Below are 14,547 nucleotides of genomic sequence, written 5' to 3'. Positions count from 1 at the left end.
TGATCATCCCGTGCAGTTCGCTGCGCGGGATTTTTGCGTCACGGTCTTGGGGACTGGGTGTGCCCTGATCCCGGCGGGCAGCACCCGGGATGGTGCTGGCCCCATATCCGCTGGGCATCTTTGGCCACCAAACGATTCTGAAGCGCATCCAATTCCCGCAGGGCAAGTTTCGCATCGCCGGTGCGGGCGATTGCCCGATCAAAGGCGCGCCGAACCGACTGTGCGCCCCAGGGCAGGATGGCAGAGGACACCCATGTGCGCAGATCTTTGGGCAGGTTGTCATAGGCCCGCATCGGATCTTTGTGGCTTGGTTTGCATCTCAGCGACGTAGAGCCGCGATTGCCGGACATGGTGTGGTTCATCTGTCGGTACGCCATTGGAATCGATTTGAGGCGAATATGTAATAACATTACACGTCACGGCACAAGGCCACGAAGGCGCGGAAATGCCGACAAGGGGCATTTTAGGCGGCTTTGTAGTTCAAAAGAGCAGATTCACCGGTGGTCAGATTGCGGCGGGCATAGTCGCCGTAGCTGTGCGGGTCATGTTCGATGTCCGGCAACCCCGCCACAAGACGTGCGCGATCCTCGTGGCCTAGCGTTGACAGCTGGGCGCTGGCGGGATGGAAGCTCTCGGTTTCCAGCCCATTGGCCCAAAGGATTTCATGCCGTGGCAACAACAGATGCACGTAGGTCACAGCGCGCACGGTGAAATCCGTTTCCGCAAATTTGGTGCCATCCAGATCACTGGCCGCAACCAGAGCTTCGGGCGTGTTGAACAAATCCTGAACCTCCGCCCCGCGCACCAAAAGCCGGTGTTGCGGGGAGACCAGCAATGTTTTGTCGGGGCGACCGGCCCCAAAAGCATCAGAGAAAATGCGCACCGGGCGCAAATGCGGCATGACATACAGACGCGCGCCGCTGATCCGGCGCGCCCCGGTCCACAGCACCTCTTGCGGGCCATTGTCGCGGGTCAGGACATGATCCCCCTCGCGCAGGTGTTCGACCGGGCGGGGGCCTGTCGGCGTCTGAATCGCTGTGCCGGGGGTGAAACAGATCACCCCGCCGTCGCGGTTTTCGGCGCTCAACCGGGGTTTCAGCGTGACGCTGACAACCCAGAGCTCCCTGTCGCGCGGTGGCATTTCCCCCATGAACATCAGCAAGGGGCGGGTGTCGGTCCCGGACGGGATCAGGGTGATGCTATAGGTTTTTGCGCCATCCGTGACGACAAAGCTGTTGTTGTCTGGTGCATTGGCGATATCTGCGTCGTAATTCGGATGTCGTACGGCCCGTGCCGTGCCAACCAATTTGGTGACGGCTTTTGCGGCGCGCCTGCGTCTGTCGTCTTCGCCGTCTGCCATATCCAGCCGCAACACAGACTGCGGACCATCGACGCAAAGCGCCTTGCCTGTCCAACTCCAGAGCGCGCCAACCTTCAATTCAGAAAGCGATGCGGCCGGAAAGCCATCAATACATGTGTGCGACCAAGCGATGACAAACGTGCCACGATAGCCCGTTTTCATACCTGGAACTGCCTCGTTACTCTTTTTATTCCCAAGAGATTAACAGATCCGCCGCCTGATGGGAATCCATTATGCGCGTCGGCGGCGCTTTGCGCGATCCTCTGGCAAGACTGGACCTGTCCGGCAGGGTTGGGGTAGGAGGGGGCATTGGTCGGGAGCGTGAACATGGTGTTTTCGGTGCGTATGGCCACCGGTTTGGTGGCAATGACATGGCTCTTGGGCTGTGGGGATCCGTTGGACGGGGTTGCAAAGCTCTCTGACGTGGAATTGGCAGAGACGCCGCCGGTGGCCGCGATTGCGCCCGAGGGGCAATCGGAAGAGACACCCGTGGCCGAACCGGGCCTGTTGGGACGCATGATCGGCGGCGGTGCAGATCCCGCCGATGCCGAGACATCCTCAGATGCGGCAGAGCCAGATGCGGTGGAGGCCGTGGCGGCCAACACAGCGGCGCCGCGGCGTGGCCTGTTCGGCGGCGGCGCATCGCGCCCTTCGGCCAAGGCCAAACCGCCCTCGGTTCCGCCGGGCACGATCCTGTCTTTTGGATTGGTCAAACCGGTGTGCGACCTGCCTAAATCCAAGCGTGGCAAAGAGATCGAGGCCTTTCCCGCCCGCTCCAAGGCCTATCGCCTCTATGACAGTGAGCCCGGCCGCACCACCGCGCATCCGTTTTATGTGACCGGGTTCGACGACGGCTGTGCGCGGACCTTTACCGCCGCTTTGGCGGTGTTTGGCGCGCCAGAGATGCATGAATTGCTGCGCTATGGCCTGCCTGCGGATATACAGCCCTATTCTGCGACCGACAGCGCCTATGAAAAGATCAAGTCACGCATTTGCCGGGTTGGTCGTGGCAAACCCTGCGGCAGCAAGGTGTCCCGCATCGAAAAGAATACCGTGTTTGTCAGCGCCTATGAAAAATACGGCGACAACGCGCGCTGGTTCAACATGCTGCTGCATGATGGCGAGGTTGCGGAAACCGATCTGAAAAGCGGCGGCTGACATCGTCGGCGCGCGGGTCAAACCCCGCCGTCGTGTCGCTGGGGTGTCGCTGTCGTGATCGCTAAATTCACCAGCCGATGATGCGGTTTAGTAATGCGGCGGGCGCTCGTCGCCAAGGACAACACCGCCGGGTTGTTCGTTTTGGCGTTCTGCTTCGCGCAGGATCAGCCGCGTCACCTGGGATTGCAGGCGCGTTATGTCGGTGTCCTGGCGGGCAATCACGTCAGACATGTCATCGACCATGCGGATCAGATGGGCAATGCGTTCTTCGAGGGCGTCAATCTGGGTGCTCATGAGGTTGGGCTATAGACCGAACGGGCGGCATTGCCTAGGGCCACTTCGGTTGCCCCTCCTTGCCCCTAGGGATGCTTCCGGCTACACCGCGCGCAAACATAGCACAGCCGGAGCCGACCATGGCCAAGCAGAAGAAACAGCCCCGCCCCAAGGCGATCACCCCCAAGGGATTTCGTGACTATTTTGGTCATGAAGTGACCGAACGGGCCGAAATGTTGGCGACCATCGCCGGGGTCTATCATCGCTATGGGTTTGACGCGCTGGAAAGCAGTGCGGTGGAAACGGTCGAGGCGCTGGGCAAGTTTCTGCCAGATGTCGACCGCCCGAACGAAGGTGTGTTCGCCTGGCAAGAGGACGACGCCGATTGGCTGGCGTTGCGCTATGATCTGACTGCACCTTTGGCGCGGGTCTATGCACAATATCGCAACGATCTGCCGACACCCTATCGCCGCTATGCGATGGGGCCGGTGTGGCGCAACGAAAAGCCGGGGCCGGGCCGGTTCCGCCAGTTTTATCAATGTGATGCCGATACTGTTGGCGCACCTTCGGTGGCGGCGGATGCCGAAATCTGCACCATGCTGTCCGACACGCTTGAGGCCGTTGGCATTGCGCGCGGCGATTACGTTGTGCGGGTCAACAACCGCAAGGTTCTGAATGGCGTGCTAGAGGCGATGGGCGTGACGGAAGAAGGCCAACAGGCCGCCGTGCTGCGCACCATCGACAAATTCGACAAGGTCGGCGAATCCGGTGTGCGTGAATTGCTGGGCAAGGGGCGGCTTGATGCCTCGGGCGCTTATATCGACGGGGTTGGTCTGGCGGATGCCCAGGCCGAGCCGGTCATCGCCTTTCTGACCTCAAAAGGCGCAAGTGCCGCCGACACGCTGACCAACCTGCGCGCCGCCATTGGCGACAGCGCAATTGGTGGCGAAGGTGTTGCAGAGCTTGAACAGATTGCCAATTTGCTGGCGGCACAGGGCTATGGCCCGGATCGGATCGAGATTGACCCTTCGGTCGTGCGCGGCCTTGGCTATTACACCGGGCCGGTGTTCGAGGCCGAGCTGACCTTTGAGATCCTTGATGAAAAAGGCCGCAAGCGGCAATTCGGTTCGGTTGCCGGTGGCGGGCGTTATGACGATCTGGTCAAGCGGTTCACCGGTCAGGCGGTCCCGGCGACGGGCGTGTCCATCGGTGTTGACCGGCTCTTGGCCGCATTGCGCGAGAAAGGGCGGATACGCTCTGCCGAGCGCGGGCCTGTGGTGGTGACGGTCATGGATCGCGATCAGATGGCGACCTATCAGACCATGGTTGCCGAATTGCGCAACGCGGGCATTCGCGCCGAGGTCTATCTGGGCAATCCCAAGAACTTCGGCAATCAGCTCAAATACGCCGACAAACGCCAATCCCCGATTGCGGTGATTCAAGGCAGTGACGAGGCCGATCGCGGCGTTGTTCAGATCAAGGATTTGATCCTGGGGGCGCAGATCGCCGAAAACGCCACCCTGGAGGAATGGAAAGAGCGCCCCTCGCAGTTCGAAGTCCCGCGCGGCGAACTGGTGGCAAAGGTGCAAGAGATCCTTGAGGGGCAGGCCTGATGCCGGGGCAAATGCCGGGACGCGCCCGGATCATTGCCGAAGCGATGCGCTTGCGCCAAGGTTTTGAAACCGCTGGGGCTCAAGTGGTGGAAACCCCGGTGCTGCAACCGGCGGAAACCCTGCTGGATCTCTATGGCGAGGATATCCGGGGCCGGGCCTATGTGACCCAGGATCCGCAGCGCGGCGAACAGATGCTGCGGCCTGATTTCACCGTACCGGTGGTGCAGATGCATATGGCGCATGGTGCAGAACCGGCGCGCTATACCTATGCCGGAGAGGTGTTTCGCAAACAGGAAGACGACCCAGAGCGCGACAGCGAATATCTGCAGGTCGGCTACGAAGTTTTTGATCGCGACACGCCGGCCGCGCGCGAAGCCGAGGTTTTTGCCCGGATTTCGTCGGCCCTGTCTGATCTCAACCTGCGGGCGGCCACCGGTGATATTGGTCTGCTGAAGGCGGCTGTTGATGGGTTGGACACCACCGAGAAACGCAAGGTGGCGCTGCGCCGTCACATCTGGCGGCCCCGGCGGTTCCGCGCCTTGCTTGACCGGTTTGCCGGCCGCACCCCGGTGCCGTCCAGCCGCAGTGCGCTTTTGGCCGCAGCCGATCCGATGGCAGAGAATGTGCCGCAGATCGGTTTGCGCAGCCCCGCAGAGGTTGCCGCGCGGATTGAGACCCTGCGCGAAGACGCCGCGACGCCGCCGATTTCCGCGCGGCAAGTCGATCTCATCGAGGATCTTCTGGCGGTGCGGGAAACCCTACCATTCGCGCTGGAGCATCTGCGCGATATCGCGGTGGATTTGCCCTCGATCCAGGGCGCGGTGAATCGCCTGGTGGCCCGGGCGGATGCCCTGCGGGCCGAGGGGGTTGATGTGGATGCATTGGAATTCGAAGGCAGCTATGGGCGCACGTCGATGGAATATTACGACGGGTTTGTGTTTGGACTTTATGCTGAACGCCGCCCCGATTTGCCGCCGGTGGCGACGGGCGGGCGCTATGATGCGCTCTGCGCCGCACTTGGTGGCGGGCGGGGTATGCCGGCGGTCGGGGGCGTGATCCGCCCCGGTCTTGCGCTTTTGCTGCGGGAGGGTGGCCAATGACCATCAAGCTGGGCGTGCCGTCCAAAGGGCGGCTGATGGAAAAGACCTTTGACTGGTTTGGCGCACGTGGCGTGACGCTGGCGCGCACCGGGTCCGAACGCGAATATGCCGGCGCGGTGTCGGGGGTCGATGGTATCGAATTGGTGCTGTTGTCCGCCGGGGAAATTCCCCGCGAACTGGCCGCTGGGCGCATTCATTTGGGCGTGACCGGAACCGATCTGGTGCATGAAAAACTGCCGCAATGGGAACAGGTGGTCGAGCCGCTGGTCGAACTGGGCTTTGGACATGCCGACCTGATCCTGGCGGTGCCGATCTGCTGGGTGGATGTGGACACGCTTGACGATCTGGACGCGGCGGCGGCAGCCTTTCGGGCGCGCCATGGATTCCGGTTGCGGATTGCGACGAAGTATCACCGGCTGATCCGCGAATTCCTGCGTGATTGCGGTGTGGCGGATTATCAACTGGTCGACAGCCAGGGGGCGACCGAAGGCACGGTCAAGAACCTGACGGCCGAGATGATCGCCGATATCACGTCAACCGGCGAGACGCTGCGCGCCAACCACCTGAAAATTCTTTCAGATGGTCTGGTCCTGAAGTCACAAGCGACCCTGTTTCGGGCTCGTGGTGTCAAGCTGGACCCCGATGACCGCGCTGCTTTGTCGGCGTTGCGGTCAAAACTGGAACTTCTGGGGTAAGGTTTGCCGCCAAAGCCGTGGTCTGTTCAAAATGTGCGCTGCGGCGCGCAGGTTGAATTGCGTTCAGGCCACGCAGGCCTTGGGGGCGCTGCCCCCGTCCCTCTGGGACTCCCCCGGGATATTTTTGAACAGAAGAAGCAGGGCGTGCGTTACAACACGCCGATTTCGGCCAGGGCCGCATTGAGGGCGGCGGGCAGCGGGTCTTCGCGTCGTGCGCGGTCTGAGATGTCTGGTGGGGCATCTTCGGGTTTGAGGTAGCGCCAGCCCTGAAACGGGCGCCGGGGCGCTGGTGCCGTCCGAATGATGTCGGGGTCCAGCACGATACCGCAGCGCGCGATTCCATCGGGGCCGGTCACCTCGTCCAGGCGGAGTACCTTTTGACGGGCCAGGACCACGCCCTTGAACACCCAATAGAGCGAGCCGCCATTCAGCAATTCAGCGGCTCGTTTGGGCCACATTCGGGTGACATGGCGCGGCAGGGTGTCAGGCAGGCTGGCCCTGTGAGAGGCTTGCCACAGGGCGAGGTCGTCCGGCGTTTCGGTGCCGACGCATAATTTTATCAGATTGATCGAGTCAGTCATGTGAATCCGCCCCCCAGCGGCCCATCTATTGTAGTCTTCATGTGGCGGGCTTCAAGTTGTTGTGCAATTCCCTAGTTAGGCGTATCTTGAGCGTCTTCAAAAAAAAGAGGGAATCGCGCCATGACCCGTTTCGCTGCCCCGATCGCCGAACAGATCTGGGATATGAAATACCGTTTCAAGCAGGCAGACGGCACGCCGATTGATAAAACGGTCGAGGACAGTTGGCGACGGATTGCCCGCGACATGGCGCGGGTAGAGGCGCAGCCCGATGTCTGGGAGGCGCGGTTTTACGAGGCGTTGGAGGATTTCAAGTTTCTGCCGGCTGGGCGGATCACGGCCGGGGCGGGCACAGCCCGTTCGGTGACGTTGTTCAACTGTTTTGTTATGGGCACCGTGCCCGACAGCATGGGTGGCATTTTTGATATGCTGCGCGAAGCGGCGCTGACCATGCAGCAGGGTGGCGGCATCGGGTATGATTTTTCCACCATCCGGCCCAAGGGCGCAGCGGTTTCGGGGGTTGCGGCGGATGCCAGCGGTCCGTTGTCGTTCATGGACGTGTGGGACGCGATGTGCCGCACCATCATGTCTGCCGGGTCGCGGCGCGGCGCGATGATGGCGACCATGCGGGTCGACCATCCCGATGTCGAGGATTTCATCGCAGCCAAATCCGACAGCGCGCGCTTGCGCATGTTCAACATGTCGGTGCTGATCAGCGATGATTTCATGGCTGCGGTCAAAGCCGACGAACCTTGGGATCTGCAATTTGACGGCAAGGTCTATCGCACCCTGTCGGCGCGGGACTTGTGGAACCGGATCATGCAGGCGACCTATGATTATGCCGAGCCGGGGGTGATTTTCATTGACCGGATCAATGCCGCCAACAACCTGAACTATGTTGAGCAGATTGCCGCCACCAATCCCTGTGGTGAACAGCCTTTGCCGCCTTATGGCGCCTGTTTGCTGGGGTCGATCAATCTGGCGCGGTTGGTCAGCGATCCGTTTTCCGATGCGGCTCGCATTGACGAAGAGGCGCTTGATGGTCTGGTCGCCACCGCCGTGCGGATGATGGACAACGTGGTCGATGCGTCGAAATTCCCGCTGGAGGCGCAGGCGCGCGAAGCCGAAGCCAAGCGGCGGATCGGTTTGGGAGTGACCGGTTTGGCCGATGCGTTGTTGATGAAGGGGTTGCGCTATGGCTCGGATGAAGCGGCGGCGCAGACCGAGCGTTGGTTGAAACGGATTGCCCGGGCGGCCTATTTGGCGTCGGTCGATCTGGCGCAGGAAAAGGGGGCTTTTCCGCTGTTTGACGCCGAAGGCTATTTGGCCAGTGGCAATATGCAGGCGATGGATCAGGACGTGAGAGATGCCGTGGCAGAGCACGGCATTCGCAACGCGCTTTTGACCTCGATCGCGCCCACAGGGACAATTTCGCTGTATGCTGGCAATGTCAGTTCCGGGATCGAGCCGGTTTTCGCCTATCGTTATACCCGCAAGGTGTTGCAAAAGGATGGGTCGCGGACCGAGGAAGAGGTTGTCGATTACGCGGTGCAGATGTGGCAGGACAAGTTTGGCGATGCCGCGCTGCCGGAGTATTTCGTCAATGCCCAGACGCTGGATCCGGCCGAGCATGTGAAGATGCAGGCGGCGGCGCAGAAATGGGTGGATTCGTCGATTTCCAAGACGATCAACTGCCCCGAGGATATTGATTTCGAGTCGTTCAAGGATGTTTACATGCAGGCCTATGAGACGGGCTGCAAAGGCTGCACGACCTATCGGCCGAATGATGTGACGGGGTCGGTTTTGACGGTGTCGGAGGAGAAGCCGAAACTCTTTAATCAAAGCAGCGACTATCGCAAAAATCTCGCCAACCTGATCGAATTGCGCGGAACTACCATGCGTCAAGCATCGTTAGATGCAGGGCTGAGCCACGGCTACCTTCATGGGATTATAAAAGACGGTAAGGAACCTACGCTAGATCGGATCGAGAAGATTGCGTCGGCCCTGAACGCGGAAGTGTCAGAAATTCTGGGCACAGGGGGGGGGCAGTCTCCCGAACTGGTCACTCAAGCTGATGTTGAACCGCTTCAACCGCATGGCGACGTGGTCTACATGTCCGAACCGCTGGACCGGCCGCAGACGCTGGAGGGCAATACCTACAAGCTGAAATGGCCCGACAGCGAACATGCCATCTATCTGACAATCAACGATATTATCGTTGGTGGTCGCCGCCGGCCGTTTGAGGTGTTCATCAATTCCAAGAATATGGAGCATTTCGCCTGGACCGTCGCGTTGACGCGGATGATCTCTGCGGTGTTCCGGCGCGGGGGCGATGTATCCTTTGTGGTGGAAGAGCTGAAAGCCGTCTTCGATCCGCGCGGCGGTGCCTGGGTGAAGGGCAAATACATCCCATCCATCCTGGCGGCGATTGGCGGCGTGATCGAACGCCACATGGTCGCCACCGGGTTTCTGGCAGGCGAAGGCATGGGGTTGAAGTCCGATCCCAAAGCGCAGGTCGCAGAAGCGGAGCCCGGAAAACGCGGCAAGGCCTGCCCCTCGTGCGGGCAATACGAATTGCGCATGGTCGAAGGGTGCATGACTTGCGGGGCCTGTGGGCATAGCAAGTGTTCTGGATGAAGCTGTCTATGCGTGTTGTTGTGGCGTGCCACGCGACATGACCTAACCGCCTCTCAAGGTCATTTCGGCTGAGATGATAAAGAAACGGCCTCGGGGAGTACCCGAGGCCGTTTGCATGTCTGGTTCTGGCGATGCCGAGTGGTGTGGTGCAGGGGCAGCACGCTAAGGAGGGCAGCTGATCTGGTCTGCGGGCCGTATGCAAGTATGAAGACGGGACACGAAGAAAGTGAGGGCTCCACGTACGTCCGACCTTAGTTCGTTAGGAGCTTTCGGCTCACAGTAGGCGCCTGGCGTATGACTAACTCCTGCTGTGTTTGCGGCTCCTACCGCTGCCATAAGTGGCAGAACACATCCCATGGGTGTTTTTGAAAATACTGCCTTTGACCGGGCAAAATACGTTGAAAATCTGCCTCTGAATAGACATCTTTAAATTGAACGAACTTATGAATGGGTCTTGGTATGAACGCAGGCGCGGGCATTGGATACGGGTACAACGTTGCGATTGAAAAGCTCGCAGAGGAATTAGCAGTACCGCAAGGCCGCTTCGAAGAAGCCGAAAGACGCTACCAAGACCTTGGCGAGTTTTTGCATCGAGATGAGTCTAAGGTGCGTGATTATGATCCCGATGTCTATATCCAAGGTTCGTTCGCGCTCGGTACACCAATCAAACCGACGTCCAATGATGAAGATTACGATCTCGACATCGTTGTCTCGTTCCGATCTCTGACGAAAGCGAAAATCTCCCAAGCAGATCTGCGCGCTCTTCTTCTGGCTGAGCTCCAGGCGTATCGCAATGCGCGAGGGATCAAGAATGAGGTGAGCGATGAGCCTAGAAGGTGCTGCACCTTGATCTACGCAGACGGTGCGCAATTCCACATGGACGTGTTACCGGCTGTGCCGAACGAGGCGAATATGCGTGCTGTGCTTTCTTCCTACCTCGCAGATCAGGCGCTCGCGGAAGGCGCAATTGCCATCACAGATAAAGACAAGAAAGGCACATACCGTATCATCACGGATGATTGGCCCCGAAGCAATCCCAGGGGCTTTGCAGCATGGTTCAAATCAAGACAGATTGAGCAGTTGAATGAACGCCGCAGGGCATTCCTCGATGCTCAAGGCAAAGTGACAGCGAGTGTGGAGGACGTCCCGGTATTTCGGGTGCGGACACCTCTCCAGTCATCCATCATGATCTTGAAGCGTCACAGGGATGAGTGGTTCGCGAAGCGGGATCCGGACCTGAAGGTCATTAGTGTGATCCTCACAACGCTCGCGACACATGCTTATGCAGGCGAAGCAAGGGTATCGGATGCAATCGCCAAGATTCTGAGGGACATGCATCTCGCGATCAAAGAACGGAATGGGGTGTCATGGATCGCCAACCCTACGGACCCTTCAGAGAACTTTGCGGATAGGTGGGAAAAATTTCCCGAGCGCCGGGAATCCTTCTTCAAGTGGCTGGAGGCTGCCCGAAGGGATTTTGGTGCCGTTCAAAGGTTCAGCGACACAAATATTGTTCTAAATGAGCTCTCACGAAATCTTGGAAGTACCCTCGTTGAAGGTGCGCGCTCAAGAGTAGCGGCATCTGCGGGAGCACGTGCGGCATCCGTTGCTCCTGCCGCTGCGGCTGGTGCTTCTGCGCCCGGTCTCGTTTTTGGTGGTGAGGATCGGAGGCCGACGGAGCCAAAAGGTTTTGGTTGATGGACTTCACAGCCGGCGAAGCACGGCTAATCCGTGAGTGTGAAGAGCTTGCTGACCTAGCAGCGGCATCAGATTGGCTGGAAAAACCCCAATTCGGCAAAAACGCCGATGGCCTGCTGACCTGGTCGTTTGTTCTGCTGGCCGGGGAGCGTCGCATTCCATTGCGGCTGGTTTTCCCAGCACTTTTTCCAGATCTGCCGCCATTTGTACTTCCAGCCGACAGCTCGGTCCGGCTATCCCAGCACCAGTATGGCGAGGGTGGCGAACTATGCCTTCAGTATAGACCGGATAACTGGCATCCTGACTGCAAGAGCGTGGATGTAGTAAGGAGTGCCAAAGCACTGCTTGAGGCAACCCCAAAGGACGATGCTTTCTCAGACGTGGAAAGCGCTCATCCAGCCGACTTACCTTCACTGCTCTCGGGGTGCTCCCGGCGCTTCATGCTACCGCCTGACACGGCACGCCTTCTAAGGTTGCGCCTTGCCGGACACGCAACCGATATTCATATGACTCTGGAGCGTCGGGTTGGGGGTTCCGAAGTTCTTGTTGCTCGCATCGCGAGCATCGGTCTGGACTCTGGCCTACGGGTGCCGATTGATGGTGCGGGATTTGGGGGAAGGGTGGTCCCTGGGGTCCTATATCGATTGCCCGATATTCGACAAATTCCAGATCTGCATCCCGAAGAGCTCAAGGGGCTCTTGTACCAGTACCTGCCTTCATGGCTCCGTAAATGGGTAGAAGGCGCCGGCGACATGTTGGTTGTCATATCAAATGGCAGGCGAGAGGTATTGCTGCGCGTTCGGCACAATGGAGCGAAACGAAAGATCGACCTGTTTCATACCTTCGAACCGCCGAAGGTTAGAGAACGCCGACTCCACGGGAAAATTTTTCGAGAATCCAGTATCTGCATCCTTGGCGCGGGTTCGTTGGGATCAAAAGTGGCCGCCAGTCTTGCGCGTGAAGGCGTCAGTCGTTTCATGCTGCTGGATAATGATGTTCTTTGGTCCGACAACTTGGTTAGAAACGAACTCGATGAGATGGATGTGGGGCACCACAAGGCAGTTTCTCTGCAGCACCGGCTAGTTCGGATTAATCCAGATGTAAAAGTCGGTGCCTTGGGCATGAGCCTAACATCTCAAACCGCTGTCCAGCATATTGCCCAGTTGAGCGAGATTATCAGCACTTGTGATCTCGTGATCGACACAACGGCTGATAATAGTGTGTTTCGAATGGCAGCGGCCATTTGCACGCAGAAGCGCAAACCTCTCGTCTGGGGACGAGTTTACGCGGGTGGTCTCGGAGGCCTGATTGCTCGAAGTTTCCCATCTGAAGATCCGCCTCCGCTAACCGCTGCGTCTCAATTGCGAGCATGGTGCGACGAGAAGGGCATGGCGCCGCCGGAGGGCCGCGAGCACAATTACGGGGTGCAAGGTCACGACGACGATGAGCCCTTATTCGCTTCTGACAGTGATGTAGGCGTCATTGCTAATAGGCTGGTCCGTCACGCCCTGGATGCCCTCGTACCCACAGAGATGCGGGTCCACCCCGAGCCTGCCTATTTTATAGGGCTGCGCAAAGGCTGGATCTTTGATCATCCCTTTGACACCCACCCGGTCATCTTCAGTCCTCACGAGGGATCGGTACAGGGCAGTACAAGTTGCGCAGAAGAGGGCATTGCACGCGTCATGACTCAACTTGGAGTGCAAGGTGACGCTTAGCCTCACAGTCTCACGCTCGCAGCTCGCGGAACTGCAGAACTACCTGAAGCAAGGCGGCAAACGCGAGATCGGGGGATGGTTAGTTGCAGAACAAACAGCTCCGGGCGAATTTGATCTCGTCGGTTTTACCGTTGATCTTGAGGCGGGTACACGAGATCGTTTCGATAGCTTGCCTGAGCTGCACTCAAAACAAATGGATCGGATTTTGCTGGCGAATAGTGATCGCGTTGGTCGGGTTGACTATCTTGGCGAATGGCACTCACATCCAACATTCCCACCAACGCCTAGTGAAATCGACTTAGCTTCGATGACTGATATGGTCGAGCACAGCGGCCCTTCATTTGCAGCTTTAGTTATCGTGCGTCTTGTGGGAGGCGTATCGATACAGGCAACTATCACCACGTTTCAGCGCGGCCAATTGCCCGAGGCGGGCCAGCTGAAAATTTCAGATGAGGATGGTAAAGATGGATTTCGTAAGGCTTGGTAAGTGCTTAATATTTATCGTATTTTCGTGAGGTGGGGCGTTAAAATATCGTTTGACTGTTTGTTAATAATCCGATGGGGGAATAAAGTGGAGCGGATAATTGTCTAGTTCGAGCATCCCAGCCAAGATACAGACCCAGTTATGGGCTTTGGCGGCGGGCCGATGTGAGTTTTCAGGGTGCAACAAGCTCCTTGTCGGAGATCTGATCGCTGGCAAGGAAGACGGAAAGTTTGGTTTCATCGCGCACATTGTGGCAGATAGCGAGAATGGACCGAGGGGTGATAGTGTCCGTTCGCCGCTTCTCGCCCGTGACATTAGCAATCTGATGCTGATGTGTCCTATCCATCACAAGGAAATCGACGTAGATCACGTGGACGACTATCCGGAAGAAACACTCGTGGCAATGAAGCGCGAGCACGAAGAGCGGATCGAGACTGTTACAGATATGGACGCTGACCGCGCCGCTCATGTGCTCCGTTTCGCGGCGACTATCGGCCAAATGGACTCGTTGGTTTCCACCAAAGCGATCTTTGCCGCTATGCCGCCCGACAGACATCCGGCGGAGCGACGAACCATCGACATCGAGTTAAATTCCGAAATCAAGGATGATGAGCCAGAGTTTTGGGATATGCAAAGCGCGCATCTGCATCGTCAGTTTCGGCGCAAGGTAAAGGAGCGGATAGAGCAGAAGGAGATCCTTCAGTTGAGTGTGTTTGCGCTTGCTCCGCAGCCTCTGCTGATCGAACTCGGTACATTGCTAGGCGACATCATGCCGGTATCTGTTCACCAAAAATATCGCGAGCCATCTACCTGGAAATGGCAACTTCACCAGCCGTCGATTAATTTCAAGATTGGTGAGTACACTGGGCCGAAGGACGTACCAGTCGCACTCAAGCTGGCGCTCAGCGCGACCGTCGATGATCAGAGAATTCATTCGGTTCTGGGCAATAACGCGGCAATCTGGTCGATCACGGCAGAGGATCCTCATAATGACATCATGCGAAGACAGGAGGATCTTGCAATTTATAAGACTCACCTTCGCAGGCTCTTTGATCGGATCAAGGCTCACCACGGCGAGGACGCGACTATCAACGTATTTCCTGTTCTTCCAGCTTCCGCGGCTGTCGAAACAGGTCGCTCACGAATGCCAAAAGCCGACCTGCCTTTGGTGATCTACGATCAAAAACCGGGGAGGGGATTCGAGCCAACGATTAAGATTATGGCTTAGGTAAT

At 58.3% G+C, this 14,547-nt stretch carries 13 protein-coding genes; 9 read left to right on the top strand and 4 right to left on the bottom strand.

Annotated elements, in window-relative coordinates:
• Window positions 1–38: 38 nt before the first annotated feature.
• Together Q4577_RS06355 and Q4577_RS06350 are read right to left on the bottom strand one after the other, a co-directional pair.
• Entirely contained in the window at window positions 39–362 is a 324-nt protein-coding gene (locus Q4577_RS06355) for a DUF6525 family protein (RefSeq protein ID WP_303468852.1), read from the bottom strand.
• Between the two features lie 101 nt (window positions 363–463).
• Window positions 464–1,522: a Hint domain-containing protein gene (locus Q4577_RS06350; protein ID WP_303468851.1), complete on the bottom strand. Its 1,059-nt coding sequence runs from the start codon at window positions 1,520–1,522 to the stop codon at window positions 464–466.
• Between the two features lie 147 nt (window positions 1,523–1,669).
• Here Q4577_RS06350 and Q4577_RS06345 point away from each other — a divergent pair, with 147 nt between their 5' ends.
• Window positions 1,670–2,518, top strand: a complete 849-nt coding sequence (locus Q4577_RS06345) for a hypothetical protein (protein WP_303468850.1) — start codon at window positions 1,670–1,672, stop codon at window positions 2,516–2,518.
• Window positions 2,519–2,605: 87 nt separating this feature from the next.
• On the opposite strand, the gene Q4577_RS06340 is transcribed toward Q4577_RS06345, so the two are convergent.
• On the bottom strand, window positions 2,606–2,812 hold the full coding sequence (locus tag Q4577_RS06340) for a SlyX family protein (RefSeq protein WP_244684368.1): 207 nt from the start codon (window positions 2,810–2,812) through the stop codon (window positions 2,606–2,608).
• 119 nt (window positions 2,813–2,931) lie between these two features.
• Here Q4577_RS06340 and hisS point away from each other — a divergent pair, with 119 nt between their 5' ends.
• The 3 genes from hisS to hisG are packed head-to-tail and all read left to right on the top strand — an operon-like array spanning window position 2,932 to window position 6,199.
• Entirely contained in the window at window positions 2,932–4,404 is a 1,473-nt protein-coding gene (gene hisS, locus Q4577_RS06335; RefSeq protein WP_303468848.1) for a histidine--tRNA ligase, read from the top strand.
• Between the two features lie 11 nt (window positions 4,405–4,415).
• Window positions 4,416–5,504 (top strand): ATP phosphoribosyltransferase regulatory subunit, encoded by a 1,089-nt coding sequence (locus tag Q4577_RS06330; protein ID WP_303469097.1) that lies wholly within the window; start codon window positions 4,416–4,418, stop codon window positions 5,502–5,504.
• Window positions 5,501–6,199, top strand: a complete 699-nt coding sequence (hisG, locus tag Q4577_RS06325) for an ATP phosphoribosyltransferase (protein ID WP_303468847.1) — start codon at window positions 5,501–5,503, stop codon at window positions 6,197–6,199. Before Q4577_RS06330 ends, hisG begins: the two co-directional genes overlap by 4 nt.
• Before the next feature lie 149 nt (window positions 6,200–6,348).
• Here the strand turns inward: hisG and Q4577_RS06320 are convergent, their stop codons facing one another.
• The gene (locus Q4577_RS06320; RefSeq protein ID WP_244684374.1) at window positions 6,349–6,780 is read right to left on the bottom strand and encodes a DUF1489 family protein; all 432 of its coding nucleotides are present in this window, start codon (window positions 6,778–6,780) and stop codon (window positions 6,349–6,351) included.
• A gap of 120 nt (window positions 6,781–6,900) precedes the next feature.
• Here Q4577_RS06320 and Q4577_RS06315 point away from each other — a divergent pair, with 120 nt between their 5' ends.
• The 5 genes from Q4577_RS06315 (at window position 6,901) to Q4577_RS06295 (ending at window position 14,542) form a co-directional block, all read left to right on the top strand.
• The gene (locus tag Q4577_RS06315; RefSeq protein WP_303468843.1) at window positions 6,901–9,414 is read left to right on the top strand and encodes an adenosylcobalamin-dependent ribonucleoside-diphosphate reductase; all 2,514 of its coding nucleotides are present in this window, start codon (window positions 6,901–6,903) and stop codon (window positions 9,412–9,414) included.
• Window positions 9,415–9,861: 447 nt separating this feature from the next.
• Window positions 9,862–11,112, top strand: coding sequence for a nucleotidyltransferase (locus Q4577_RS06310; protein WP_303468842.1), 1,251 nt, complete (start codon window positions 9,862–9,864; stop codon window positions 11,110–11,112).
• Entirely contained in the window at window positions 11,112–12,830 is a 1,719-nt protein-coding gene (locus Q4577_RS06305) for a ThiF family adenylyltransferase (protein ID WP_303468841.1), read from the top strand. The genes Q4577_RS06310 and Q4577_RS06305 overlap by 1 nt, the downstream gene beginning before the upstream one ends.
• On the top strand, window positions 12,820–13,317 hold the full coding sequence (locus Q4577_RS06300; protein WP_303468840.1) for a Mov34/MPN/PAD-1 family protein: 498 nt from the start codon (window positions 12,820–12,822) through the stop codon (window positions 13,315–13,317). Before Q4577_RS06305 ends, Q4577_RS06300 begins: the two co-directional genes overlap by 11 nt.
• Window positions 13,318–13,414: 97 nt before the next feature.
• Window positions 13,415–14,542: an SAVED domain-containing protein gene (locus tag Q4577_RS06295; protein WP_303468839.1), complete on the top strand. Its 1,128-nt coding sequence runs from the start codon at window positions 13,415–13,417 to the stop codon at window positions 14,540–14,542.
• Window positions 14,543–14,547 lie beyond the last annotated feature (5 nt).

This window comes from Marinovum sp. 2_MG-2023 (assembly GCF_030548265.1).
Lineage (GTDB): Bacteria > Pseudomonadota > Alphaproteobacteria > Rhodobacterales > Rhodobacteraceae > Marinovum.
This window is presented reverse-complemented; position numbering and strand designations above follow the sequence as displayed.